The 26,955-nt window shown below is 59.1% G+C and carries 20 protein-coding genes; 8 read left to right on the top strand and 12 right to left on the bottom strand.

Going from position 1 to position 26,955, the window contains the following annotated elements:
• Positions 1–138 precede the first annotated feature (138 nt).
• From M0814_RS29185 to M0814_RS18610, 4 genes are all read left to right on the top strand, one after another.
• Positions 139–4,857 carry an RHS repeat-associated core domain-containing protein gene (locus tag M0814_RS29185; RefSeq protein ID WP_103483773.1) on the top strand — a complete coding sequence of 1,573 codons (4,719 nt, stop codon included), beginning with the start codon at positions 139–141 and terminating at the stop codon, positions 4,855–4,857.
• A 5-nt stretch (positions 4,858–4,862) separates the two neighbouring features.
• The gene (locus tag M0814_RS18620; protein WP_103483782.1) at positions 4,863–5,246 is read left to right on the top strand and encodes a hypothetical protein; all 384 of its coding nucleotides are present in this window, start codon (positions 4,863–4,865) and stop codon (positions 5,244–5,246) included.
• 282 nt (positions 5,247–5,528) lie between these two features.
• Complete coding sequence (locus M0814_RS18615; protein ID WP_247868517.1) at positions 5,529–5,699, top strand: hypothetical protein; 171 nt, start codon at positions 5,529–5,531, stop codon at positions 5,697–5,699.
• Positions 5,699–6,115 (top strand): hypothetical protein, encoded by a 417-nt coding sequence (locus tag M0814_RS18610; RefSeq protein ID WP_103483775.1) that lies wholly within the window; start codon positions 5,699–5,701, stop codon positions 6,113–6,115. The genes M0814_RS18615 and M0814_RS18610 overlap by 1 nt, the downstream gene beginning before the upstream one ends.
• An 88-nt stretch (positions 6,116–6,203) precedes the next feature.
• Here M0814_RS18610 and M0814_RS18605 read toward each other — a convergent pair whose 3' ends face one another.
• Together M0814_RS18605 and M0814_RS18600 are read right to left on the bottom strand one after the other, a co-directional pair.
• Positions 6,204–7,994 (bottom strand): bifunctional diguanylate cyclase/phosphodiesterase, encoded by a 1,791-nt coding sequence (locus M0814_RS18605; protein WP_103483776.1) that lies wholly within the window; start codon positions 7,992–7,994, stop codon positions 6,204–6,206.
• Between the two features lie 133 nt (positions 7,995–8,127).
• Positions 8,128–10,212, bottom strand: a complete 2,085-nt coding sequence (locus M0814_RS18600) for a carboxy terminal-processing peptidase (RefSeq protein WP_177434744.1) — start codon at positions 10,210–10,212, stop codon at positions 8,128–8,130.
• A gap of 138 nt (positions 10,213–10,350) precedes the next feature.
• Here M0814_RS18600 and M0814_RS18595 point away from each other — a divergent pair, with 138 nt between their 5' ends.
• Complete coding sequence (locus M0814_RS18595; protein WP_003223121.1) at positions 10,351–11,313, top strand: zinc-binding dehydrogenase; 963 nt, start codon at positions 10,351–10,353, stop codon at positions 11,311–11,313.
• Positions 11,314–11,432: 119 nt separating this feature from the next.
• Here M0814_RS18595 and M0814_RS18590 read toward each other — a convergent pair whose 3' ends face one another.
• The 6 genes from M0814_RS18590 to M0814_RS18565 form a co-directional block, all read right to left on the bottom strand.
• Entirely contained in the window at positions 11,433–12,086 is a 654-nt protein-coding gene (locus M0814_RS18590) for an HAD family hydrolase (protein WP_103483778.1), read from the bottom strand.
• Positions 12,087–12,117: 31 nt separating this feature from the next.
• Positions 12,118–13,110 (bottom strand): ABC transporter ATP-binding protein, encoded by a 993-nt coding sequence (locus M0814_RS18585; protein WP_103483779.1) that lies wholly within the window; start codon positions 13,108–13,110, stop codon positions 12,118–12,120.
• Entirely contained in the window at positions 13,107–13,907 is an 801-nt protein-coding gene (locus M0814_RS18580; RefSeq protein ID WP_003223125.1) for an ABC transporter permease, read from the bottom strand. The genes M0814_RS18585 and M0814_RS18580 overlap by 4 nt, the downstream gene beginning before the upstream one ends.
• Positions 13,894–14,730 carry an ABC transporter permease subunit gene (locus tag M0814_RS18575; RefSeq protein ID WP_177434748.1) on the bottom strand — a complete coding sequence of 279 codons (837 nt, stop codon included), beginning with the start codon at positions 14,728–14,730 and terminating at the stop codon, positions 13,894–13,896. Before M0814_RS18575 ends, M0814_RS18580 begins: the two co-directional genes overlap by 14 nt.
• A gap of 5 nt (positions 14,731–14,735) precedes the next feature.
• Positions 14,736–15,542, bottom strand: a complete 807-nt coding sequence (locus M0814_RS18570; protein WP_103483781.1) for an alkaline phosphatase family protein — start codon at positions 15,540–15,542, stop codon at positions 14,736–14,738.
• 182 nt (positions 15,543–15,724) lie between these two features.
• Positions 15,725–16,792, bottom strand: a complete 1,068-nt coding sequence (locus M0814_RS18565; protein ID WP_003223128.1) for an ABC transporter substrate-binding protein — start codon at positions 16,790–16,792, stop codon at positions 15,725–15,727.
• A gap of 351 nt (positions 16,793–17,143) precedes the next feature.
• Between M0814_RS18565 and M0814_RS18560 the strand changes: the two genes are divergently transcribed.
• Positions 17,144–17,857: a UTRA domain-containing protein gene (locus M0814_RS18560; RefSeq protein ID WP_025113378.1), complete on the top strand. Its 714-nt coding sequence runs from the start codon at positions 17,144–17,146 to the stop codon at positions 17,855–17,857.
• A 1,165-nt stretch (positions 17,858–19,022) separates the two neighbouring features.
• Here the strand turns inward: M0814_RS18560 and M0814_RS18555 are convergent.
• The gene (locus tag M0814_RS18555; RefSeq protein ID WP_103486610.1) at positions 19,023–20,357 is read right to left on the bottom strand and encodes an amidohydrolase; all 1,335 of its coding nucleotides are present in this window, start codon (positions 20,355–20,357) and stop codon (positions 19,023–19,025) included.
• A 315-nt stretch (positions 20,358–20,672) separates the two neighbouring features.
• Here M0814_RS18555 and M0814_RS18550 point away from each other — a divergent pair, with 315 nt between their 5' ends.
• Together M0814_RS18550 and M0814_RS18545 are read left to right on the top strand one after the other, a co-directional pair.
• A complete protein-coding gene (locus M0814_RS18550) occupies positions 20,673–22,622 on the top strand; it encodes an S-type pyocin domain-containing protein (protein WP_103486611.1) in 1,950 nt (649 codons plus the stop codon).
• A complete protein-coding gene (locus M0814_RS18545; RefSeq protein WP_103486612.1) occupies positions 22,622–22,876 on the top strand; it encodes a bacteriocin immunity protein in 255 nt (84 codons plus the stop codon). The genes M0814_RS18550 and M0814_RS18545 overlap by 1 nt, the downstream gene beginning before the upstream one ends.
• Positions 22,877–22,924: 48 nt before the next feature.
• On the opposite strand, the gene M0814_RS18540 is transcribed toward M0814_RS18545, so the two are convergent.
• From M0814_RS18540 to M0814_RS18530, 3 genes are all read right to left on the bottom strand, one after another.
• Positions 22,925–25,081 (bottom strand): mechanosensitive ion channel family protein, encoded by a 2,157-nt coding sequence (locus tag M0814_RS18540; RefSeq protein WP_103486613.1) that lies wholly within the window; start codon positions 25,079–25,081, stop codon positions 22,925–22,927.
• A gap of 77 nt (positions 25,082–25,158) precedes the next feature.
• Positions 25,159–25,335, bottom strand: coding sequence for a hypothetical protein (locus M0814_RS18535; protein ID WP_016773747.1), 177 nt, complete (start codon positions 25,333–25,335; stop codon positions 25,159–25,161).
• Between the two features lie 196 nt (positions 25,336–25,531).
• Positions 25,532–26,821, bottom strand: a complete 1,290-nt coding sequence (locus tag M0814_RS18530) for a M18 family aminopeptidase (RefSeq protein WP_003223140.1) — start codon at positions 26,819–26,821, stop codon at positions 25,532–25,534.
• Between the last annotated feature and the right edge of the window lie 134 nt (positions 26,822–26,955).

Genomic DNA, 26,955 nt, shown 5'->3' with positions numbered 1-26,955 from the left:
AGTCCTACAGCAAACGCCTACTCGCCTGACTTCTTTCCTGGCTGATCCCCCGCAAAGTCCCCGCGCCTAATTTCTGCGCGAGGGAACGCTCATGTTTGACCCGGTTTTTCATTCCACCCCGCATCGTCGTGTGCGCTGATGGACGCCGTCAGCCGCATCGAGCAGGAACTCGACAGCTTCCCCGACACCCTCGACCTCTATCGCCAACAACTTGAGCATTGGTTGAGTCGCGCGGCCGACCAGGTCAGCCACGCGGCCGACCTGCCGTCGCTGATGGGCATGGAGCGGATCATTCGCTTCGGCGATCGCGTCACCGCCGTCAGCACTGGCGACAGTGAGTTTTCCTCCAGCGTCGTGCAGTGCCCGAAGAGCGGAGTGCTGGCGATCGAGAGCAAGTTCGAGTCGGTGTACGACATTCCGCTGGGCGACATCGTGGTGGATGTGGTGGCGGTGGATGATGAAAAAACCTCGCCCGTGGCACTGGATGCGCAAGGCCGGGGAACATTCACCGGTACGCCAGGCAAGTTCTATCGCGTGCAGGTGCACAGCGAGGTTACCCCGGAGCAGATCAAGGCGCTGTTCAAGTCCTACGACGGCTTGACCGGTGAGTTGGATGGCTGGCTGCGCAGCGAGTGGCAGGGGTTCAAGCCGCAGTGGTCGCAGTCGGTGGCGACAGCGGCAGGCAACGGCATGCTCTCCGGGAGTTGGGCGGCGATCGAGGGGGTGTGGGACAGCATCGGGATGCTGTCGGACATTCTCAAGGATCCAGGCGCATTTGCCGAGCGGCTGGGAAGCGGCGCGGCTGATCTGATCCGGCTCGCAGAATCAGCTCCGGATGTCATGCAGAAACTGCAGTTGCTGGTCAGTGATGAAGCGGCGCTGTGTTTGCTGTTGCGTGCGGCGAGCCTCTGGCTCGAGATGCTGCCGCCCAGCCAGATCGCCGGCAAAACCGCTGAAACGGCGTCGATGATGATCGTGCAGGTGCTGATCGATGTGCTGATCGGCGTTGTGTTGACATTCGTCGGGGCTGGCGCAGGGATCGCTTATCTGACCCTGCGCCTGGCGGATCGCGCGGCCCAGTTGCTGTCGGTTGTAAAGCGCCTGGTCAAGGCGATTTTTGGCATCGTCAACACGTTCATCCATTACGTCGACCAGTACAAAACCGTTGCCGCGCGGGGTATTGCCGCCGGCGTGAAAAAGGGGCGCATGCAATTGCGCTGGGATGCGAAGCGCAATGCCGCCCTGAAGAAAAACGAGCACCACGATAACGCTCCCGATCAAGCGAAAAACCCCAACGGCGACAGCGCCGATTGCGCGCCGCTGACCTGCACCAACGGCTGTCCGGTGTCGATGGTCACCGGCGAAGAACTGCTGACCCTGAGCGATGGCACGCTCGATGGTTTGCTGCCGTTCGAGTTCACCCGGTTGTACCGCACCAGCGCGGTGGAGATCGATGTCGGGCTGGGGTTTGGCTGGAGTCATTCGCTGGCGCATCGGCTGGAGTTTGATGGCGATGTGGTGGTCTGGGTCGATCACGAGAACCGCCGCACGCGGTTTCCGTTGCCCAGCGTTGAACGGCCGCAGATTCACAACAGCCTGTCGCGGGCGGCGATTTTTCTCGGGAATGAGCCGGAGGAACTGATCCTCGCGCTGGCGGGGGATACGGCGCGGTTTTATCACTTTCGGGCTGGGCGGCTGACGGCGGTCAGTGATGCGTATGGCAATCGTCTGACCGTTAATCGCGATTATTCCGACCGTGTGCAGCGCCTGGATAACGGCGCAGGTCGCTCGCTGTTTTTGCGCTACGACCAGGCGCATCTGGTAGCGGTGGATTACCAGGTGCTTGGGGGCGATGGCTGGCGCACCGAGCAAACGTTGGTCAGTTATTGCTACGACGCCCGCCAGCGTTTGTTGGCCGCGACCAACGAGGTCGGTGACAGCGAGCGTTACGACTACGACGATCAGCACGTCATCCTGCAGCGGCAACTGACCGGCGGCGCAAGCTTTTTCTGGGAGTGGGAGCGTGCCGGCAAAGCTTCGCGCTGCGTGCGGCACTGGGCGTCGTTCTCGCAGATGGACACGCGGTATGTCTGGGACGACGACGGCCGTGTCGCGGTGCATTACGTCGATGGCACCGAAGAGGTTTACGTCCACGATGACAGCGCACGGCTGGTGCGCAAGGTCGAGGCCGATGGCGGTGAGCACCTCAAGGCCTATGACGATCAGGGGCGGCTGATCGCCGAGCAGGACGCGCTCGGTGCGGTCACCGAATACCGCTACGACGACGTCGGACGGCTGATCGCGCTGCTTCCGCCGGAAGACGAGCCAACATCCTACGAGTACCGCAACGGTTTCCTGCACAGCCGTTCTCGCGGTGAGGCGGTGTGGACATTCCGGCGCAACGCTGAAGGGGATGTCACCGAAGCGGTCGATCCCGACGGCCAGGTCACCCATTACTACTACAACGTTCGCGGGCAGTTGCTGTCGATCCGCTATCCGGACACCAGTCGGCACATTTTTGTCTGGAACGACCTCGGCCAACTGATCGAAGAAACCCTGCCCGCTGGCGGTGTGCGGCGTTTTTCCTACGATGCGCTGGGACGGCGGACGACCTCTAGCGACGAACACGGCGCGATTACCCGTCAGCAGTGGGATGCGGCTGGCCGACTGGTTCAGACGACCTTTCCTACAGGTGCCACCCGCGCCTACAGCTACGGCGCTTATGGCCAGGTTACCGCCGAGCGCGACGAACTCGGGCGCATCACCCGCTACGAGTATGACGATGACCTGCACCTGGTCTCGCGCAAGATCAATCCCGACGGCACGCGGGTGCAATACCGCTACGACCATGCGCAACTGCTGCTGACGGAAATCGAGAACGAGTCCGGGGAAAAGTATCGACTGGACTACACGCCGAGCGGATTGATCCGACAGGAAACCGGGTTCGACGGCCGGCGCACCGCTTACGCCTACGATCGCAACGGGCACCTGCTGGAAAAGACCGAGTTCGGCGATGACGGCTCAAGGCTGGTCACCGCTTACCAGCGTGATGCGGCCGGGCGTCTGCTGCTGAAAACCCTGCCCGACGGGGTTCAGGTGGCTTACCGCTACGATCGCCTGGGGCGGTTGACCGGTGTCGATGACGGCCAGAAACATCCACTGGCCTTCGCATACGATCTGCAAGACCGGCTGATCACCGAGCATCAGGGCTGGGGCACCCTGCGTTACACCTACGACGCCTGCGGCCAGCTCAAGCGCCAGCGTCTGCCGGACAACAGCAAGCTCGATTACCACTACGCCAAGGGCGGTGCGCTGACCGCCATCGACCTCAATGGCACGCGGCTGACCAGCCACGTCTACCAGTGCGGTCGCGAACAACAACGCCAGCAAGGCCTGCTACTCAGCGACTATGCCTACGACGATCAGGGCCGTTTACTGGCCCACACTGTAGGCCATCAGCACGACTCGCTGTATCGCCGCGACTATGCCTACAGCGCCAACGGCAATCTGGAGCACATTGCCGACAGCCGTCACGGCCAGCGCACCTACGCCTACGACGCCCTCGACCGCTTGATCCGCGTGCGCCACTCGCGTGACGAACTGCCCGAGTCCTTCGCTCACGACCCGGCCGGCAACCTGCTGATGCAGGACCGCCCTGGTCCCACGCGGATCAAGGGCAACCGCCTGCTGATGCAAGGCGACCGGCACTACGACTACGATGCTTTCGGCAACCTGATCCGCGAGCGTCGTGGCCGCGACCAGCAACTCGTCACCGAGTACCGCTACGACTGCCAACACCGCCTGATCAGCCTGACCCGCCCCGACGGCCAAACCGCGACCTATCAATACGACGCCTTCGGCCGACGCATCCGCAAAACCGTCGATGGGCAGAGCACTGAGTTCTTCTGGCAAGGCGACCACCTCGTCGCCGAGAGCAGCAAAACCCACCACCGCAGCTACGTCTACGAACCCGGCACCTTCCGCCCGCTGGCGTTGCTCGACGGCAAAGGCCCGAAACGCGCCTGCCCGTTCTACTACCAACTCGACCACCTCGGCACCCCGCAGGAACTCACCGACTACAGCGGCGAAATCGTCTGGTCGGCGCAGTACGACGCCTACGGCAAAGTCGCGGCGATCACCCTCGCCGGCGAGGACTATCTCGACCAGCCGCTGCGTTTTCAGGGGCAGTATTTCGACGCGGAAAGTGGGCTGCATTACAACCGGCATCGGTATTACGACCCGCGGTTGGGGCGGTATCTGACGCCGGATCCCATCAAGTTGGCGGGTGGGTTGAACCAATACCAGTACACGCCGAATCCGACGGGGTGGGTGGATCCGTTGGGGTTGAATGATTGTCCGGGAGGAGCGGGGTGCAACAAACCGTCTTTTGAATCAAACGATCCGACTAAAAAGATACTTGGAGGGGAAGCTGTTTCCTCTCCTCCCGCAGCGAAAATTAAAAATACGTATTTGTACCGTGGAGATACGAAAGATCCTTCGGAAGTTTTTGAGCACGGTTTTAAAAGTAAAGGAGATAGCAATGATCTATTTCTTCACTCAATCGATAGCGACTTTCCTCCTAGTAACTTTATTAGCACATCTCTTTCGAGAGATATGGGAAAGGCATTCGCTACAAGCTACTTCACAAGGCCAGGGTTCCTTTACACACTTAGAATGATTCCAGGTCGCGATCTTAAAAAAGAGCTAGGAACAGCCTATAATTTTAGTAAAGAGCAGGAAGTTGCAATCCCAGGTAGGATAAGGAGGGAGGATGTCCTCGGTGCTACATTGATTATTGATGATGGTAAGGAGTTTGGCTATTCCATTCCAAATCCGCATAGGAAAATAGACAAATGAAATCAATGTTTGTAGCTACAATTAAAATTTTAGATGGTAATAAAAGTCGAGAGCTTGACCTGATTTGTGATCGTGAGGAAATATCAATAGCATTCATTTGTGAAAGTGGGTGTAAGCGGATTTATTTTGGGTGTGATTTTTACAAATGTTTCGCTTTGTTGAGGAAAGATAATCCAGAGTTAACCTTTTGCTGCAAGGGGGCGAAAATAAATGTTCATCCGTCAAGCATGTCTTCTCAAATGTCTCTTGGACTGAAAGCATACGAACTAGTGGTTGGTAAAGAACCCTCTTTAGATGATCTTGTATATATATTTGATTATGAGGATCGGGATTTAACAAACGATCCAGATGAACAGCGATTTTTTTATATGAATTGGATTAGCCCTTAAAGCGATTCATCGTCTCTAACTCTTGTGGGGCTTGATTTTTTCGAGATCGGTTTTCTAATGGTTGATGTCCAAGGTGGAAAATTTTATAGAGTTTGGATCCTTAATTTGAAAGTTGTGTTTTTGCTGTTTTTCGATAATGAGTTGAGTTAGGGGGGCAGGTGGAAGATGTTTAGAGGTGTTTATAGCTCGCGGTTTTTATCCCATCGAGCGCAGTTGAATGCTTTAAACGAAGCGATGACAAGAGAAGCACGGAAGATGTCGCGATTCACGGGAGAAGACAGCATGGGTAATTTGGTTGTGAGAATGGCAGCCGAAAATGTGGGGGAAGGATACGAACCTAACCCATCAGATCCATTAGAACCCCGTTACATTCAAAAGATGAATGGGTTTGAAATGAAATTTGACTTTGAAACATTGCAACCCTTCGCTCTATATCCGGTGGAGCACGTTTGATGTTGATGCATCCCTATCTTGACGTTCCATACAGCCCTAAGTTGAAGCACTTTCTTGGCGGGTTTGATATATACGATCGCGAGGAGACGCTGGGCGCGGAGTTGGCGGAGTTCGATCCTGAGTGTCCTTCAGATAGAGCGGAACTAATTTATAAATTTATTGTGAAAAGATTTTCGAGTTTGACTCATCGGCACAAATTTGTCTTGTTTTTTGTATTGGGTGAGGCTCTGGATGGAGAAACGAGTAAGCTTTCTGAGGTTTTTAAACATGATCCTTTCTCTCATTCATTGCTTCCACTTGGCTGGAATGAAATGAAAGATCCCAGGAGTTTTTTTGAGCACGTGTACTCTATTCTCTCCGAAGTCTGGTTTGATGAGTTATACCTCGCCAGTCAGGAAGACTGCTCGACGTGGTAGCCGGAACTAGAAGATGAATCTTGGAGTGATACTACTGCCCCCTTCGCGAGCAAGCCCGCTCCCACAGGGATCTGTATTGTCTGTGGAATCAGCGTTGGCCGATCAGTTGCGGTTGATGAAGGGCGGCGGCATTAAGGCTATCAATCACATGCACGCTATACCCCGGAACATTCTTCGCATGATGCTTCGCCTGCGAAGCCATCTCCGCCAGTTGACTCGCATCCAGTTCTGCGCAAGCCGTGGGGTGCAAGTGGACGACGCCGATCGATAACGAGAGCAACGGAAACTCCTGCCGAATCCCCTGCCGGTTCGGCGCGATGAAGCAGCCGGCTTCCAGGTGTTCCGGGCGATAGAAGCGGCGGCATTGGCTTTGGAAGTCGTCGAGCAACTGGTTGAGGCGTTTGCGCCAGTCTTCCGGGCCGAGCACCAGCAGGAAGTCGTCTCCGCCGATGTGGCCGACGAAGTCGCGGGACGGGTCGACGCGTTCGTTGAGGCATTGCGCCAGGCACAGCAGGACTTCGTCGCCACGGCCGTAGCCGTAGATGTCGTTGAAGGGTTTGAAGCTGTCGATGTCGACGTAGCAGATGATCGATTCGCGGCCCTGTTGCAGCAGGCGGGTCAGGCATTGCTGGATCGGCACGTTGCCGGGCAGCAGGGTCAGTGGATTGGCGTATCGCGCCTGTTGGATTTTCAGTTCGGTGATCAGCTTGAGGACGTCGATCACCCGACCGAGGCCGAGATAACCGCCGTTGAGGGTAATGATGAAATCCTCTTCGATGCGTTGCCGGGCGCGGCTGGTGATCAGGCGGCTGACCTGTTGCAGCGACTGGCTCATCTCCACGGCGAGGAAGTCGTCGTTCATCAGGCGGCTGATCGGCTTGCGGGCGAACAGGTCGGTGGCAAATGGCTTGAGCAAGGCGTCGGACAGCGAATGGCGATGGACGATGCCGCACGGCTGGCCCTGTTCATCGAGCACCGCCAGTGAGTTCAGATTGGCCTGGCGGCGGAAGGCTTCCAGTACGGTAGCGGTCGGTGTGTCGCGATGCACCGCCGGTTGGTCGTTGAGCAGGGCGCTGAGGTCGCTGCCCTCGTCGTTCAGCGCCACGGCGCTGCTGTCGTGTTTGGGCATCAGGGCCCGGGCATCGCGGGGTGGATGCTCCTGTGGGCGACCGAGCAGGTAACCCTGCACCAGATCGACGCCCATCTCGGTCAGCACCGCCAGTTCCTCTGGCAACTCGATCCCCTCGGCAATCACCTGTGCCCGTGACGCCTTGGCGATTTGCAGGATCGAGCCGACGAACTCGCGTTTCAATGCGTCCTGATGGATGCCGTCGATGAAGTGGCGGTCGATCTTCACGTAATCCGGGCGCAGCTCCGACCATAGACGCAAGCTCGAATAGCCGGCACCCAAGTCATCCAGCGCAATCGAAAAGCCCATCGCCCGATAGTGATGCAGCGCGGTTTGCAGCAACTGGAAATCGTCGATTGGCGTCTGTTCGGTGAGTTCGATCACCACTTGGCTTGGTGGAATACCGAAGTCCTGCAGCAGTTGCAGGGTCCGCCCCGGTTGGTGCGCGGCTTCAAGCAGGGATTCCGGTGAAACGTTGAGGAACAACTTGCCCGGCAATTGCTGCTCGTTGAAACGACGACAGGCAGACTGGCGGCAGGCAATTTCCAGTTCGCTCAAACGACCGGCCTGACGGGCCACGGCGAACAACGCGATAGGCGAGTGCAAAGGGCTGTTGGACGGGCCACGGGTGAGGGCTTCGTAACCGAGAATACGACGTTCGGAAAGACAAATGATCGGCTGGAACAGACTGTGCAAACCGCTTTGAGTCAGGATCGAGCTCAAGGCACTCAGCTGTTCGGTCGTGGTCATGGCTATCTCTGGCGATAAAAAAAGGACCGGGAGCGCTCTTGCTTGAAGAGACGCTCCCAGTCCTTTATTTCACGACAGAATGATGACTGTTTGATGACGCTCCGAGGAGCGCCAACACTAAATTGCCATCATCTTACTTTTTAGCCACCTGATTACTCAGTTTCAGGTAATCCAGCAGCACGCGCCCGGTTTCGGCCAGGTAGGCGTCGTCCTCTGGTTTGACCTTGTCCGGCTCGGCTGCCGCGAGTGCGTCGTCGTCTTCCTTCTTCAGCTCTTTCAGCGGTTCTTCGCCTTTGGCTTTGCGACGGATGTTTTCCATCGCCAGTTGCTTGGCATCGATGTCCGCGTGCTGGGCACGGCGCTCGGCTTCGTTGAGGCTGACGGTTTTTTCTTCCATCAGCTTCTGCGCCAGGGCCAGCTTGTCGCGGATGAACACGAACTCGGCGTCTTTGGCGCTACGTGCCTCATGCTCGGACTTGAGCTGCGCCAGGTACGGCTTGAACGGATCGACCGCAGGTTTGATCGCTGCCTTGATGGTGTCCCACGGCATGGCTTCCGGCAGGGCGCTTTCGCCGATTTCCTTGGTGTCGATGATCGACGGATAATCGATGTCTGGCAGCACACCCTGATGCTGGGTGCTCTGCCCGGAAACCCGGTAGAACTTGGCCAGGGTCAGTTTCAGTTCGCCGTGGTTCAGCGGCTGAATGGTCTGCACGGTGCCTTTGCCGAAGGTCTGGCCACCGATGATCAGTGCGCGATGGTAGTCCTGCATGGCGCCGGCAAAAATCTCCGAAGCCGAGGCGGACAGGCGATTGACCAACAGCGCCATCGGGCCTTTGTAGAACGCGCCCGGGTTTTCATCTTCAAGCACATCGACGCGGCCATCGGCATTACGCACGAGTACGGTCGGGCCCTTGTCGATGAACAGGCTGGTCAGCTCGGTAGCTTCCTGCAGGGAACCGCCGCCGTTGTTGCGCAGGTCGATGACCACGCCGTCGACTTTCTCTTTCTGCAGTTCGGTCAGCAGCTTCTTGACGTCACGGGTGGTGCTCTTGTAGTCCGGATCACCGGCACGGAACGCCTTGAAGTCGAGGTAGAAGGCCGGGATCTCGATGATGCCGAGCTTGTAGTCCTTGCCATCCTGTTTCAGGCTGAGGATCGATTTCTTCACCGCTTGATCTTCAAGCTTCACCGATTCGCGAGTGATCGGCACGATCTTGCTGGTCTGGTCGTTCGGCGCATTGCTGGCCGGAATCACTTCCAGACGCACCACGGTGCCTTTCGGGCCGCGGATCAGCTTGACCACTTCGTCCAGGCGCCAGCCCACCACGTCGACCATCTCTTTGTTGCCCTGGGCAACGCCGATGATCTTGTCCGCCGGTGCAACCTGCTTGGTCTTGTCGGCCGGGCCTGCCGGCACCAGACGCACGACTTTCACCTGATCGTTGTCGCTCTGCAACACGGCGCCGATGCCCTCGAGGGACAGGCTCATGTTGATGTCGAAGTTCTCCGCGCTATCCGGCGACAGATAGTTGGTGTGCGGGTCGTAGGACATGGCGAAGGTGTTGATGTACGCTTGGAAGATGTCTTCCGCGCGTGTCTGATCGAGGCGCGCCAATTGGTTCTTGTAGCGCTTGGTCAGGGTGTCCTGAATCTGCTTGGAATCCTTGCCGGCGATCTTCTGCCGCAGCACTTCGTCCTTGACGCGTTTGCGCCACAGGTCGTCGAGTTCAGCGGTGGATTTGAGCCAAGGGGCGTCCTTGCGATCGATCAGCAAGGTTTCCTTGGTGGTGAAGTCCATCTTGTCGACGCCCTTGTTCAACTCCGCAATGGCGAAGTCCAGACGCGCCTTGACGCGGTCCAGATAGCGTTTGTAGATGGTGAACCCGGCGTTGAGGTCGCCGCTTTTGAGGAAGTCGTCGAATTGGGTCTTCCACTTGTCGAATTCGGCGATGTCGCTGGCCAGGAAGTAGCTGCGCGACGGGTCCAGCAGCTTGATGTAGCTGTCGTAGATGATCACCGAGCGCGCATCGTCGAGCGGCGGCTTGCTGTAGTGGTGACGCTTGAGCAACTCGACGACATTGAGGCTGGCGATGACTTCGTCGCGATCAGGCTGCAAGTTGTCCCAGCTGTTGGCTGCGAATGTTTTGCCCGACATCGGCAACAAACCGATACCGATGAAAAGAGCGAGGGCGGTGCTGGGGAGCAAATGCTTCATGCTGATTCGACGCGGGGACAATTGATAACGCATATTAGGCCGTCTTTGAAGTCGCCGGTTCTACGAGAGCCGGTCGCATAATGCAAAAAGCCCGGCGCTACAGCTTCGGGCTCAGTCCAGACTCACTATGGAGGCACTGTGAAGGCATTGCAAGGCGTTGAAGGGCAAGTGGCATGGGTTGAAGAGCCGAGTCCGGCATGTGATGTAGGACAAGTGCGCATTCGCGTGGCGGCTGCCGGCCTCAATCGCGCCGATTTATTACAGAAAGCCGGGCTTTATCCACCGCCGCCTGGCGCCAGTCAGGTGCTCGGTCTGGAGTGCTCCGGGGTGATCAGCGAGGTCGGCGCCGGCTCGTCCTGGCAAGTCGGCGACCGGGTCTGCGCCTTGCTGGCCGGGGGCGGAATGGCGGAAGAGGTGGTCGTCGACGGACGGCACGTGCTGCCGGTGCCCGAGGGCGTGTCGTTGATCGAGGCCGCAGCATTACCCGAGGTTTATGCAACGGTCTGGCTGAATGTGTTTCAGCTCGCAGCGTTGAAACCCGGTGAAAAGGTTCTCCTGCATGCCGGCGCAAGTGGAATTGGTTCAGCCGCCATTCAGCTGTGCAAGGCATTCGGCAATCCATGCTGGGTCAGCGTCGGGTCTGCCGAGCGGTTGGCCTACTGCGAGGCGCTGGGGGCCCAGGGCGGGGTGGTGCGCACCGATGATCTGGAGAGCCTGCGCGACCTCGGGCCGTTTGACGTGATTCTTGATCCGGTCGGCGGCAATTATGCGGCGCTGAACCTCAAGTTGACGGCGCTGGACGGGCGCTGGGTGCTGATCGGTTTGATGGGCGGACGAGAAGCGAAGCTGGATCTGGCACAGGTGCTGGCCAAGCGCGTGCAGTTGCTCGGTTCGACGTTGCGCAGTCGCGATGATCAGTTCAAGGCCGACTTGTTGAGTGACCTGAGCCAGCATGTGTGGCCGTTGTTTGCCGAAGGGCGATTGAGTCCGCAACTGGCGAAGACTTTCCCGGTGAAGGATGCCGAAGCGGCGTTTGCCGAGCTGGCGAGCAATACGGTTTCGGGGAAGGTGGTGTTGGTGATTGACGATAGCCTCACCTGAGGACTCTGAAAAACCTGTGTGGGAGCGGGCTTGCTCGCGAAAGCGGAGTGTCAGTCGATATATTCTTGACTGATCCACCGCCTTCGCGAGCAAGCCCGCTCCCACATTTAAATCTCTGTTTATTTCCAGAGATGGATCGGCCAGCCTGCTTTTTCGGCATGCTCCAGCAGCACCGGATCCGGATTTACCACATGCGGGAAATCCACCTTCAGCAGCAACGGCAAATCGTTGCGTGAGTCGGAGTAGAAACTCGCGCCTTCCAGATTTTCTTCCTCGGCATCCAGCCATTCCAGCAGGCGGGTGATCTTGCCTTCGCGGTAGGTCAGCGTGCCGACGGTCTGGCCGCTGTAAACGCCGTGCGCGACTTCAAGTTCGATACCCAGAATCTCGTCGATGCCCAAACGATCAGCGATCGGTTTGACCAGGTGTGTACCCGAGGCCGAGATCACCAGAATCCGGTCGCCGGCCTTGCGGTGGGCGGCGATGGTTTTGGTCGCGTCGCTGAAGATGATCGGTTCGATGAAATCTTCGACCCACGGGCCGACCAGGTGGTCGACTTCTTCCGGGGTGCGGCCGATCAGCGGTTCGAGGCTGAACGCCATGAATTCTTCCATGCGCAATTTGCCATGGCTGTAGGCGTCCATCAGCTCGTTGTTCTTGCGCATGAACGACTCGCGATCGACCCAGCCCAGGCGCCCCATCTGTTCGCTCCAGAGGGTGGCGCAGTCGCCGTGGATCAGGGTTTCGTCCAGATCAAATATTGCCAGGGCCATCAGTGCAGTTCTCTCTTCAACGTCAGCAAAGTCAACAGGCTACCTCACACAGGGCCGTCGGATCGATGGAAAGCGCCAGACGCTGACCGTCGGGATGCAGATCCGCCGCCGAGCGGTTGAGCACGTCCACCACCAGTTCCACGCCGCGCGCTTCGACGCGGTAGCGGATCACGTTGCCGAGCAGGCTGTGGCTGCGGATCTGCGCATCGAGCTCGCCATTGAGGCTCAACTCGATGGCTTCCGGGCGAATTGCGATACGGTGGTTGATCGGCCGTTGCAACAGCTTCGAGGCGCTGTCGGCGTCAAGCAAGTTGTAGTTGCCGATGAAGCCTGCGGCGAATATGTCCACTGGTGCGGTGTAGAGGGTTTCGGCATCGCCGCTCTGCACGATCTTCCCTTGGTTCATCAGGAAAATCCGGTCGGACATGGTCAGCGCTTCTTCCTGGTCGTGGGTGACGAAAATCGTCGTCAGGCCGAGTTCGCGCTGGATCTGCCGGATCTGCTCGCGCAGGTGTTTGCGAATTCGTGCATCCAGCGCCGACAGCGGTTCATCCAGCAGCAACAGGCGTGGGCGAGTGACCAGCGAGCGGGCGAGGGCAACGCGCTGGCACTGACCGCCGGAAAGCTGATGCGGATAACGACTGGCGAAGTCGTTGAGCTCGACCAGTTTCAACACCTCGGCGACACGTTTGTGGCTGTCGTCGGCATTGACCTTTTGCATGCGCAGGCCGAAGGCGACGTTCTGTTCGACGGTCATGTTGGGGAACAGCGCGTAGCTCTGGAACACCATGCCGATCCCGCGCTTTTGCGGACTCAGCGGCACAATATCGACGCCATCAAGGAGGATCTTGCCGCCATCCACCGGCGTCAACCCGGCAATGCAGCGCAGCAGCGTGGACTTGCCGCAGCCGGACGGGCCGAGCAAGGTGACGAATTCGCCCTTGTTGATCTCGCAGTTGATGTCGCTGAACACCGTAGTGCCCGCGTAGTTTTTCTGCAGGTGTTGGACGCTGACATAGCTCATTCGCTTTTGTCCTTGTTCAAGATGTTGGCGATCCAGGTCAGGACCAGCACGAAAAAGAAGTACGAGATCACCAGTGCACTGGTGAAGTGGCCGCTGCTGTTGCGCATGTTGTTCAGATACACCTGCAGGGTTTCGTAGCGTGTGCCGACGAGGATGTTGGCGAACACGAACTCACCGAACAGGAACGAGAACGACAGCAGCAGCGCGACCATCAGGCCTTTGCGCAGGTTCGGCAGCACCACCAGGAACGCCGCCTGAAAGGTGCTGGCGCCGAGCAGCTGCGCGGCGTCCATCAGGTCGCGCAGGTTGATCGCCTGCAGGTTGTTGGTGATCGCCCGGTACATGAACGGCAGCGCCACGGTGAAGTAGCAACCGATCAGGATCCACGGCGTACCGACCATCGCCAGCGGCCCGGAACCATAGAGTTGCAACAGCCCGACCGACGACACCACTGGTGGCACCGCGAAGGGCAACAGGATCAGGATGTTCATCAGCGCATCGAGTTTCGGGAAGTGGTAATGCACCACGAACAGCAGGGGCAGGATCAGCACTACCGACAGCACCAGCGCACCGACGCACACCAGCAGCGACTGGCCGAAGGCATGCAGGAAGCGCGGATCACTCCACAACTGGATGTACCACTTGAAGGTGAAGCCGCTGGGCAGGATGGTCGCCGACCAACTGCTGGCGATCGAGTAGATCAGCGTGCCCACCAGCGGCAGCAGCAGGATCGCGAACAGCAGATACACCACGACGCGGTGGTAGACGCCGGCCGGGCCGGATTCAGCGCGAGACATGGTAGCTCCTCTTCAGCAGCAGTTGATGCACGACGGTGACGATAGTCATCAACGCCACCAGCACCACGGCCAGGGCACTGGCGAGATTCGGGTCGAGGGAAATGTCGCCGGAGACCATCGCCGCGATGCGGATCGGCAGTACGTTGAAGTTGCCGGTGGTCAAGGCGTACACCGTGGCGTAGGCGCCGAGGTCGTTGGCCAGCAGGATCACGAAGGTGCCGAGCAGTGCCGGGGTCAGTACCGGCAGACCGATGTGCCGCCAGAATTGCCAGCCGTTGGCGCCAAGCAACGCGGCGGATTCGCGCCAGTCTTCGCGCAAGGCGTCGAAGGCCGGGTAGAGCAGCAGCACGCCGAGGGGAATCTGGAAGTAGGTGTAGAGGATGATCAGACCGGTTTTCGAGTAAAGGTTGAAGTCCTGAATGATCCCGGCCTGCTTGAGCATGATGGTGATGCTGCCGTTGAAACCGAGCAGGATGATGAACGCGAAAGCCAGGGGCACACCGGCGAAGTTGCTGGTCATGTTGGCGAAGGCATTCACGAAGTTGCGCAGTTTCGAGTCGACCCGGCGCAATGAATATGCACCAAGCACGGCGATGATGATGCCGAACACGCTCGACCAGAAACTGATCTCGAGGCTGTACTGGATCGCCTGCAAATAGAACTTCGAGCTGAAGATCTTGCTGAAGTTGGCGAAGCCCCAGCCGAACTCTTCCGATTGCAGGCTGTTGATCATCACCCAGACCAGCGGGGCGATTTCGAACACGATAAAGAACAGCGCGAACGGCACCAGACACAGGGCCGCGAGCCATTTGCCGCGAGTCATGGCGTTCACTTGAGCAGCTCCCGGCACACAGGTTTGTCATGGGGCACGCCGAGCAGTGCGCAGACGGTGCCGCAGATCTCGGTCTGCTTCGGCGCGGCATCAGCATTGAGGCTGAACGCGTCGCCGAGGACGAACAGCGGCACCTGGCGCTCTTCCGGCAGCAAGCCGTTGTGCGAGCGGTCGTTGTTCATGCCGTGATCCGCGGTCACCAGCACCTGATAGCCAGCGTCGAGCCAGCCTTGCAGGTAGTCGGCGAGGATGATGTCCGCCGAGCGCGCGCTGTTGCGGTATTGCGCGGAATCGAGGCCGTGCTTGTGGCCGGCGTCGTCGATGTTCATCGGATGGATCAGCAGGAAATTCGGCGCATGACGCAGGCGCAGGTTTTCCGCGTCGGCGAACAGGTGCGAATCCGGGTAGTGGTCACTCCAGTAGAAGTGCCCGTGCTGGATCGGCAGCGACAGGTTGTCGGTATGCCGGTCGCGGGCCGCCACGAACGGCGAGCGGTTGTACAGCTCGCTGACCCAGTGATAGGCCGCTGCGGCGGTTTTCAGACCGGCGTCGCGGGCGTAGTGATAGATGCTGCGCTGATTGGACAGCCGTGCAACGTTGTTGTGGACGATGCCGCTGTCGATCGGCGGCACGCCGGTAAGGATGCATTCGTAAAGCGGTCGGGACAGGGCCGGCAACTCGCACTCCAACTGATAGAGCGCGGCGCGTCCTGCGCCAACGTAAGCCTGCAGATGCCCCATGGCGTGACGCGCGACCTCGTAGTTGAGACCGTCGAGCACGACAAGGATGACGTTGTGCTTCATAGGGGCAAAAACTCCGCGAAATTCAAATAGCTCGAAATCAACTCGACCCCCCTGTGGGAGCGGGCTTGCTCGCGAAGGCGTCGGGTCAGTCAACATCATCGTTGAATGACTCACCGCCTTCGCGAGCAAGCCCGCTCCCACATTTGGATCTCCAATGGATCCAGCAGTGGGGATTTACAGGATTACTTCATCTCTACGATGACTTCTTCGTTCCACTTCTGCGGCAAGGCCTTGGAGGTTTTTTCCCAGGCGTCGGCGTCCTTGATCGGCGTGACCTTTTTGTACTGCTCGTTCGGCAGCAGCTTGGCTTTCACGTCCTCCGGCAGTTGCAGGTGATCGGCACGAATCGGACGGGCGTTGCCGCGCGCCAGGTTGGTCTGGCCGGCGTCGCTGAAGATGTATTCGCGGGTCAACTTGGCGGCGTTCGGGTTTTTCGCGTACTTGTTGATGATGGTGGTGTAGCCGGAAATCACCGAGCCATCGGACGGAATCAGCACCACGTAGTCATCCGGGTTGGCCATCTTGGCCTTGTAGCTCAGGCCGTTGAAGTCCCAGACCACGCCGACTTCGATCTCGCCTTTTTCCATGGTGGCGATGGTCGGGTTGGCCATCGACAGACGACCTTGCTTGGCGATGTCTGCAAACAGCAGCAGGGCCGGCTGGATGTTCTTCTCGTCGCCACCGTTGGCCAGGGCCGCGGCGAGTACGCCGTTGGCGGCTTGCGCGGCGGTGCTCACATCACCGATGGACACCTTGTATTTGCCGCCCTTGAGGTCAGCCCATTTGGTTGGCACTTCGGAGCCGTGCAGCAGCTTCTTGTTGACGATGAAGGCGATGGTGCCGGTGTAGGCCAGTGCCCAGTTGCCGTCCTTGTCCTTGGCCCAGTCCGGGACTTGATCCCAGGTGCTTGGCTTGTACGGTTGCACCACGCCCTGCTTGACCGCGATCGGGCCGAAGGCGGCACCGACGTCGCCGATGTCGGCGGTGGCATTGTCTTTCTCGGCGGCGAACTTGGCGATTTCCTGGGCCGAGCTCATGTCGGTGTCGATGTGTTTCAGGCCATAGGTCTTGGCCAGGTCTTCCCAGGTGCCTTTCCAGTTGGCCCAGTCATCGGGCATGCCGACGCTGTTGACGGCGCCTTCCGCTTTCGCAGCGGCTTCGAGGGTTTTCAAATCGGTACCTGCCGCCATGGCGGAGGTGCACATTGCAATGGTCGAGCCTAACAGTGTTGCCAGGAAAAGCTGTTTCATTCCGAAGCTCCTTGGTCGTGTTCAACGCTGCGATTGCGGTTTGTGTTGGTCTAGGTCAGCAATACCTGAGCCAATTTAAGGGGGCTGGATGACACTTTGATGTCGGCGGTCGCCCGGCAGGCCTTTTATTTGCCCGGTTTCGGCGCTTGCCCGCTAAGCGTAGACCAAGGTCAAAGCCCCGGCAGACAAGGGACTTGGCCGATGTATTGCAAGTCATGAGGGCGACCGTCGGGCAGGTTTGTCATCTCTCGGTCATCTGCACTGCCTAGGCTTGCAACACATGGAAACGGCTTGCAGCCGTACGGTTTTTGCCCCGAAACAGTGCTGGTCTAGTCCAGATAGGTAACGTTGATGCGCGATGAGGCAACAAAAGCGGTGACAGCGATTGGTCAGGTGTTGCAGGAGCAACTTGATCACGGCCTGCTCGCGCCCGGGAGCAAGTTGCCGGCCGAGCGCAAGCTCAGTGAGTTGTTCGGCACCACGCGCATTACTGTGCGTGAGGCGTTGTTGCAGCTGGAGGCGCAGGGGCAGATTTATCGCGAGGAGCGCCGTGGCTGGTTCGTTTCGCCACCACGTCTGGCGTACAACCTGATGCAGCGCAGTCACTTTCACGCGATGGTCAGTGCGCAGGGGCGGGTGCCGTCGACCGAAGTTATTTCGGCGCGCTTGCAGCCGGCGTCGGTGGCGGTGTGTGCGTTGTTGCAGTTACCTGCTTTGTCGAGCGTGATTCAGATTTGTCGGTCGCGGCGGATTGATGGGCGGCTGGTGTTGTATGTGGAGCATTATCTGAACCCGCAGTATTTTCCGGGGATTCTGGGGTTTGATTTGAATCAGTCGATGACCGAGTTGTATGCGCGGCATTACGATTTGCACTATGGGCGGGTGCGGTTCGAGATTGTGCCGACGTCGTTGTCGGTGGATGCGGCGGCGGCTTTGCGGGTTTCTGTCGGGAGTCCGGGGTTAAGGATTGCTCGGGTCAATTATGATCAGCATGAGCGGTTGATTGATTGTGATCTGGAGTTTTGGCGGCATGATGCGATTCACGTTGGTGTAGATGTTGTTTGAGCTTTTGGCCTTGGCGGCCTCTGGGCCGACCAGGTTCTTGGGGTTTTAGGTGTATATCCGTTGCTTCGGGTGCTGCGGCTGGCGGTTTCGCTCTTACAGCGACTCCCTTTGGCAAACGCCCCAAAGGAAGCAAAGGTCTTGGCCCCGGCGTTCGGCCCTCGCTTAGGCTCGGGTTCCTTCGTTGCGGGGTTCATCCGGGGGCATCGCCTCCGGTTTGCTTCGCTGCACCTCCTCTCGATGTGTTTGGCTGCGCCAAACGGTCGCTGCGCTCCCACCCCCGGATAACCCCCTCCACTCAGCCTGCCGATGGGGCGGGCACGGCAAGATCAAGAGCTGCAGCCGAGCTTGCGCTCATCCTGTTGAGTGGTGAAAAGCATGTGGTCGGCTTTTGCTTTTCTGTAGGAGTGAGCCTGCTCGCGATAGCGGCCTGACAGCCGACCAATCCCCAACTGACCGCCCCCCATCCAACTGTAGGAGTGAGCCTGCTCGCGAAGGCGGCCTGACAGCCGACCAATCTCCAACTGCCTGCACCCAATCCAACTGTAGGAGCGAGCCTGCTCGCGAAGTCGGCCTGACAGCCGACCAATCTCCAACTGCCTGCACCCAATCCAACTGTAGGAGCGAGCCTGCTCGCGAAGGCGGCCTGACAGCCGACCAATCCCCAACTGACCGCGCCCAATCTCACTGTGGGAGTGAGCCTGCTCGCGAAGTCGGCCTGACAGCCGACCAATCCCCAACTGCCTGCACCCAATCCAACTGTAGGAGCGAGCCTGCTCGCGAAGGCGGCCTGACAGCCGACCAATCCCCAACTGACCGCCCCCAATCCAACTGTAGGAGCGAGCCTGCTCGCGAAGGCGGCCTGACAGCCGACCAATCCCCAACTGACCGCCCCCAATCCAACTGTAGGAGTGAGCCTGCTCGCGAAGGCGTCCTGACAGCCGACCGATCTCCAACTGACCGCCCCCAATCCAACTGTAGGAGCGAGCCTGCTCGCGATGGCGGCCTGACAGCCGACCAATCTCCAACTGACCGCCCCCCATCCAACTGTAGGAGTGAGCCCGCTCGCGATGGCGGCCTGACAGCCGACCAATCCCTCGCTGAATGAACCCAATCCACCTGTGGGAGCGGGCTTGCTCGCGAAGTCGCCCGCACAATCACCCCATCTCTATCTGGCAGCCTTAGCATTCCCATACAAATAATCCGTCGCCAGCGACGCCATCGTCCTCACCCCAACCACCAGCGCCGACTCATCCACAAAGAATCCCGGATTGTGATTCGGCGCAGCTTTGCTCATGTCCTGATCCCGTGGCGTCACCCCGAGAAACACAAACAGCCCCGGCACTTCCTTGGCAAAGAACGAGAAGTCTTCCGCGCCGCCCACCAGCGGCGCATTGACCACGTCATCCTTGGCTGCCCACTTCAACGTCGGCAGCATTTTTTCCGTCAGTGCCGGGTTGTTAATCGTGGGGTCGTATTTTTCGATGATGGTGACGTCGGCTTTCGCGCCGCCGCTTTCGGCGATTTTTTCGATGGTCTGGCGAACGTCGCTGTGCAGTTTCTGGCGGATGCCGTAGTCATAGGAGCGGATGGTGCCGCTCATGTCGACGGACTCGGGAATGATGTTGTAGCGGGTGCCGCCATTGATGGTGCCGATGCTGACCACCGACGGGTAGGACGAGATGTCGGTGCGCCGGCTGACCACGGTTTGCAGGCCGACGATGGTTTGTGCGCCGACGGTGATCGGGTCGATGCCGTCCCACGGGCGGCCGGCGTGGGTTTGTTTGCCGAGAATTTTGATGCGCAGGTCGTCGGAGCTGGCCAGGGTCGGGCCGGGGCGGTAGGCGATCTGGCCGGCGGGGACGCCGGCCCAGACGTGCAGGCCGAACACGGCGTCGGGTTTGGGCGATTTCATCACGCCTTCCTCGACCATCATTTTCGCGCCCCAAGTGTTTTTGCCGTCGGGGATGAAGTCGCTCGGGCCTTCTTCGGCGGGCTGGAAGTAGAACACCACGGTGCCGGGCAGGGTGTCGCGCATGCCTGTGAGAATTTTCGCCGTGCTCAGCAGGATCGCGGTGTGGGCGTCGTGGCCGCAGGCGTGCATCACGTCGACTTCTTTGTCCAGATAAGTGCCTTTGGCTTTCGAGGCGAAGGGCAGGTCGGCGACTTCCTTGACCGGCAGCGCGTCCATGTCGGCGCGCAGGGCGACGGTCGGGCCGGGCAGGGCGCCTTTGAGGATCGCGACCACGCCGGTGCGGGCGACGTTGGTTTTGACTTCCAGGCCCATGGCCTTCAGTTGTCTGGCGACCAGTTCCGCAGTGCGTTTCTCGGTGTTGCCCAGTTCCGGGTGCGCGTGGATGTCGCGGCGGGTTTCCAGCAGTTCCGGTTCAAGTGCCTTGGCTTGCGTGGCGATCTGTTCGCGGGTGCTGTCCAGGGTGGCGGCGCTGGCGGTGCCGGCCAGCAGGGTGAGCAGAACGGTCTGGGCGATACGTGTCAGCTGCATCGGATTTCTCCATGGTTATTGTTTTTCTGGCTTCCCTGCCTGTGACAAAAAAACCGGTGGGTAAGTTTAGGGGCAACGGAGTATCGCGCGCGAAGTTTTCGAAAGTGTGCATGTTCATTAATTGGGTCGGGAATTTTCCTACTGCCTTATCGGCTTGGTCTGGCGTGACAGAAAAATAAAAAGCAATAACTATATACCGCACACCGCAGCATTTATTTCAATAAATTTCTCCGCAGTCCAGGCGATGTGGTCGACAAGTTGTCGATTTCGTTTGCCAGGAAACGACGGCGCGAATAATCCAGGGAGGATATATAAATGCTGCGTAATGGAATAACGCTTCCAGTGTCAGAGGTGAACCCGGATAAACAAGATGTATATATACATTACTTAGGGAGGGGGGATGGTTCGGGGCGAAATGTTGATTTCGCCCCGCTTGATGAAATTCTGGATATGGAAAGTGCTTACAAGTCTTTTTCCGAAAGCCTTGCTGAAGTACTTGAAGTTGAACTTGCGAATGTCAGAAATGGAGGTGATTCAGTTCCACTCCCTCCGCTAGAGGCCTTAGCGCGAGAGATGCGCTTTAGAGATTCACTGATTGTCCGCAAATACACGGCTCTGTTGTCGACACAGGATGTCGCCATTCAGCGATTCGGTCATGCACAAGTTGAAAGGTTTTATAACAGCGGCCGCCTGCCACAGGTAAACCGGCGAGGCTCCGGCGCCACTGTGCGGCAAGCCTACAGTGCATTGTTTAACGCCAAGTTGCTGGTTGAAGGCATTGGCTTGTTAAACACTCAATCCGCAAGGGTCAGGGAGGTCATTACCGTCGTACAAGCGCAAGAGACTGCGCGAATTGCCCAGGAGCAGGCGCGGTTGGCGGCGGAACACGCCCAGCAGCTTGCTCAGGAACAGGTCCGTGCAGCACAGGATCAAGCGCGCCGGATGGCGGAAGAGTTAGCGCGTATTGCCGCCGCCGATGAAATCAAGCGAGTGGCAGAAGAGCAAGCCCGTTTGGCGGCGCAAGCCCGGGAGCAGAAGCTCGCCGAGGAACGGGCAGCGCTTGAGGCGGAAGCTGAAGCACACAGGCTCGCAGAGGAAAAGCGCCGACTGGAAGAAGTCGAACAGGCCAATCGCTCGCTTGAAGACCAGCGACCAAGTCTGGGTCATGGAATACCCCTGCGCCTTCAGGGCAATGTCGCCAACGCCCAGTTGGTCTTTGCGACATCCCGTGGCGCGGTGGCCATTGCTGACAACCTGATGGCGGGATTAGCTACCGCCATTCGCTCGGCGGTTGGGGAGTTGGCTGGACTGGCTGCAGGAGCGGCGTCGGGCCTGATGGTGGGTGTGGGTGCGTTCATCTACTCACCGACACTGGGCAATGGTGAGTTGCCCGAGCGCTTCTTGCTTAGCCATCCGTTATCGGACCTGCTACCCGGGCCTATGCCGGATCTGCACAGGCTGGCAAGCGAAAGGGCATTGCTGGATTTACCAGTACGTTTAAGTCCCCGGCCATTGACAGGCAATCTGGCGGAACTGCTGGTTGTTCCGGTAGGCGGCACAAGACTCCCTTCCGGTGTGCGGGTGATTGCAGCGGGCTATAACCCCGGGGATAACACTTACGACACCACGCTTACTGACCTTCCGCCAACAACCGTGGTCTGGACGCCAATAGTTGCGCCGACCGACAGTTCAACGCAGTTGCCCGCCGAGGAGTCAGCTCCACCACGATACTTCGGCGGCAATCTCGTCCCGATTGAAGGGCGGATCGATACCTATCCCGTCCCGGGCAACATTCACTTCGACGACTTCATTCTCGTCTTCCCGCCGGAGTCGGGGCTGCCACCGCAGTACGTCATGTTCCGGGATCGTCGGAATGACGCGGGAGTGGCCAGCGGCTATGGCGAGCCGGTTGTGGGTCGATGGCTTGAGGCGGCTGCGCAAGGTGAGGGGGCGGCCATTCCATCGCAAATTGCTGATCAGTTGCGAGGCAAGCAGTTCAACAGTTTCAGGGCTTTCAGGGAGACTTTCTGGAAGGCGGTGAGCGCTGACGTTGAGCTGGCGATGTGGTTTGATCCAAATAGTCTCAGTGCAATGAGCAAAGGGCGGTCAGCGTTTGTGAGAGCGGGTGATCGAGTCGGTAAACGAGTGAAACTTGAGCTGCACCACGTCTCATCGTTATCGGACGGTGGGCAGTTGTACGATATTGATAACCTGCGTTTGCTAACTCCGAAGCAGCATTTGGAAGTTCATAAGGGAGTCGAGTAATGAAAAAGTTAATGATCAGCGATATGTCCGAAGAGCAGTTTTTGCATTTTGTACAAAAGATATGTCAATCGGATTACGCGACTGAAAAGGGGCATACCTCAGCCGTTATGGAGTTTGAACGACTGAGCGAGCATCCAGCCCGTTCCGATTTGTTCTATTACCCGGAACCGGGAAAAAGTGGTCCGGAAAACATCGTGGCGGAAGTAAAAAGATGGCGGGCCGCCCACGGCAAACCTGGTTTCAAAGAACAGTAAGCACGGCCCCCTATTGGCGCAACCTGCCGATAGGGGGCTCACCAAGACTTAATAGTCCTTCTTGCACTCCGCACCCGGCGTAATCACCTGCACACTCATCCGTGGCGTCGCCAGATCCAGTCCGGCTTCATCCAGATGGCGCTTGAGCGACAGGTTGAACGCCCGCGAAACTTCCCACTGTTTGATCGGCGCAGTCTTGAACCGCGCGCGAAGAATCGCGCTGCCGGACTCGAAGCTTTCCACGCCCTGGATCTCCAGCGGCGACCAGATGTTGCGCCGCTGCAGCGGGTCGGTGCGCATTTTCTGGCCGACTTCGCGCATCAGTTTGATCGCGTCGTCGATTTCCATGTTGTACGGCACCGCCACGCGGAAGATCGCGTAACCGAATTCCCGGGAGTAGTTCTTGATGCTTTTGATTTCGCTGAACGGAATGGTGTGGACGATGCCGTCGATGTCGCGCAGGCGCACGGTACGGATGGTCAGGCCTTCGACGGTGCCGAGGTGGCCGCCGACGTCGACGTAATCGTCGATGGCCAGCGAGTCTTCGATGATGATGAACAGGCCGGTGATCAGGTCCGCCACCAGCGACTGTGCACCGAAACCGATGGCCAGACCGATCACACCGGCACCGGCCAGCAGTGGGGTGACGTTCATGCCCATGTTCGCCAGGGCGACGATCAGCGCAATGATGAAAATCGCCACGAACAGCACGTTGCGGATCAGCGGCATCATCGTTTGTGCGCGGGCATTGGCCAGGCCTTTGCGCGAGCGGGTAAGGGCGTGATGCACGGCGGTGTCGGCGAGGATCCAGATCAGCCAGGAGAAAATCAGCGTGCCGATCAGGCTGAACAGTTTGACGCTGACGTCGTGCCCTTCGCCCTCGGCAAAACCGATCAGCGACTTGCCCCACACGCGCAGGCCGAGTTCGATGAAGGTCAGCCACACCAACAGGTGGGCGAGGGTGTAGAAGAAGCTTTTCAGGCGTTCCGAATACAGCGCATGACGCTTCGGCCCGCGCTGCGGTTTGAGCGAGTGACGGCGGACGAGTCCGTTGATCACCATGCACATCACCAGCAACACCGTGCAGATCAGCGACTGACGCAGGGCGGTGCTGGTGTCGCCGGCGGAGACGAAGGTGGCGAACAGCGAGATCCCGACCAGCACCAGCGCCGGCACGTACCAGAAGGTGCCGAGGATATCGATGGTGTCGCTGAGGGCGCGGCGGGTCAGGCGGCGGGACAACGGCTGGTTGCGGATCAGGTGCGCGATCGGCCGGCGGAAACGCAGGATGAACAGACCGGTGAACAGCGCCGCGAGGACATTGGTGATGGTTGCGGTGGTGTGCGCCAGGTGTACGCCGAGGCTCTCGACCAGGCGCGGGTCGTTCAGCGCCTCACCGAACGCGGCGAAGCTGCCGATCAGCCACAGTGGGCGGAAAGCCTGATGCCGCAGGATGTACAGCGCCCGGTGCCGGTGCGGGCCGTCGAGCAGCGAAAAGGCGATCACGCAAATCGCCGAGAAACAGGTGCCGACCACCAGCGCATAAGCCAGCACCATCGCCAGGCTCTTGCCCAATGACGAGGGCAGCGCGTAGCTCATGTAAACGGTGATGACCAACGCAATCAGCCATGGGCCGAGTTTGCGCAGGGCGAAGCGCAGCATATCGAGGGCCTTGGGGTGTTGCGGCAGTTCTTCGGTCAGGCCGAAGCGCATGCGCACCCGGTGCCCGAGCCAGATCAGCGCGGCGGCGAGCAGGCTCCAGACCATCAGGATTACCGCGAAGCCGAAGATGATCGGCAGCCATTCGCTGGCCGGCAGCATCAGGGCGTCGAGTTCGTCCTTGGCCAGATCGAATTCATTGGACCAGCGGGTGAGCGGGCTGTCGGCACCGGAGAACTGCTGTTCGAAACTGGCCAGGGTGCCGCCGATAAGGCCCAGCACGCCTTCTTCCGGCGAGGCCTGGGCTTTCTTGGTGACGTCGCGCAGCTTTTTCAGATCGGTCAGCAACTGGGCGCGTTGCTTGTCGTTTTCCAGCGACTTGATGACTTCATCCAGCGATTGACCCAGCGGCTCTTGCGCTTCGGGCTGGGTCTTGGTGGTGTTGAGCAGGCCCGGCAAACCGGCCGCATGGGCAGGGGCCAGCGGCAGCAGCGTCATCAGGCAGACAAGGAACAGGCAGGGCAGAGCAAACAGACGAGCGAACACTAGGCGGTCAACCTCGCAAAGGGGCGAATTGAGCGAGTGTACGAGGCAGCCAGAATCAATGCGAGCCGGGCGCGGATTTATTCGTTGAGTTTGGCGAGGATCTTGTAGACCACGGTCGCCAGGATCATCAGCATGCCAATCCACATGGCAAAGACGCCGGCGTTCTTGTCGCGGAAGTTGAAGCCGATCGCCAGCAGGATCATCCCGCTCAGGATCGGAATGAGCATGGCGTGGAAGGAGGACATCGAAATCATGGAGACTGCCTTGTCGAAATGAATGATGTAAGTCTAGGTCGCTTTTGGCGGAGCGGTTCTGATGTGTATCAGAATTGAGTCAGTCCAATGATGAAATTGTGTTGTCTGGACTGCCGCTTTCGCGAGCAAGCCCGCTCCCACAGCTTGGAATGCATTCCAATGTGGGAGCGGGCTTGCTCGCGAAGCTTTTCAGCTTTTACGGCAATTCGCGACTGGCGTAGAACGCGCTCAGCACTTTGACCAGGTGCGCCAGGTCGTGGCTGCCGCACAGTTCGCGGATCGAGTGCATGGCGAAGGTCGGCAGGCCGATATCCACGGTGCGCACGCCCAGGTGGCTGGCGGTGATCGGGCCGATGGTCGAGCCGCAGCCCATGTCACTGCGCACCACGAAGCTCTGCACCGGCACTTCTTCGGCCATGCACAGGTGGCGGAAGAACCCGGCGGTTTCGCTGTTGGTAGCGTAGCGCTGGTTGCTGTTGACCTTGATCACCGGGCCGGCGTTGAGTTTCGGGCCGTGGTTGGCGTCGTGCTTTTCGGCGTAGTTCGGATGCACGCCGTGAGCGTTGTCGGCCGAGACCAGCAGCGATTTCTGGATGGTGCGGACGAACTCGTCACCTTCGGGCAGCAGACGGCGCAGGGTCTGTTCGAGCATCGGGCCGTCGGCACCGCAGGCCGAGCAGGAGCCGACTTCTTCGTGGTCGTTGCACACCAGCACGCAGGTTTCTTCGGTGTCGGCGGTGAGCAAGGCTTGCAGGCCGGCGTAGCACGACAGCAGGTTGTCCAGGCGCGCACCGGCGATGAAGTCGCCGTGCAGGCCGATGATCGCAGCGCTTTGGGTGTCGTAGAAGCTCAGTTCGTAATCCAGCACCACGTCGGCGTTCAGGCCATGTTCGCGGGCCAGTTGATCGGTCAGTACGGCGCGGAAGTCGACGCGCTCGTCACCGGCGAACTGCGCGAGGATCGGTGGCAGCTCGGTCTGCGCGTTGATTGCCCAACCCTGATTGGCTTCACGGTTGAGGTGAATCGCCAGGTTGGGAATGATCGCGATCGGTGCCTTGAAGTCGATCAGTTGGCTTTCGACCTTGCCGTCGCGACGGAAGGTGACGCGGCCGGCCAGCGACAGGTCGCGGTCGAACCACGGCGCCAGCAGCGCGCCGCCGTAGACTTCAACGCCCAGTTGCCAGAAACCCTGACGTTGCAGTTCCGGTTGTGGCTTGACCCGCAGGCAGGGGCTGTCGGTGTGGGCGCCGACCAGACGGATTCCGTCGTGCAGCGGCGAGTTGCGGCCCATTTTGATTGCGACGATCGAGGAGTCGTTACGGGTGACGTAGTAGCGGCCGTTGGCCTCGGTAGTCCACGGCTCGCGCTCGTCGAGGCGCACATAACCGGCGGCCTCCAGACGCTGGACAAGGCTGGCAGTGGCGTGGAACGGGGTAGGGGAGGCCTTGAGAAAGTCGATCAGGCCTTGGTTCAACTCTTCGCGCATAAGAAGCTCCAGACAGCAATGGGCGCGAGTTTAACGCATCGGCCCGGGAATTGAATCCGAACCGGATCGGGGTGGGAGCGGGCTTGCTCGCGAAAGCGGTGGGTCAGATGCAGATTTTTGGATGACACACCGCT

The sequence above is a fragment of the Pseudomonas sp. MWU12-2020 genome (genome assembly GCF_023100605.1).
GTDB lineage: Bacteria > Pseudomonadota > Gammaproteobacteria > Pseudomonadales > Pseudomonadaceae > Aquipseudomonas > Aquipseudomonas fluorescens_H.
Note: the sequence above shows the minus strand (reverse complement) of the source record. Positions and strands in the feature narration are given on the sequence as shown.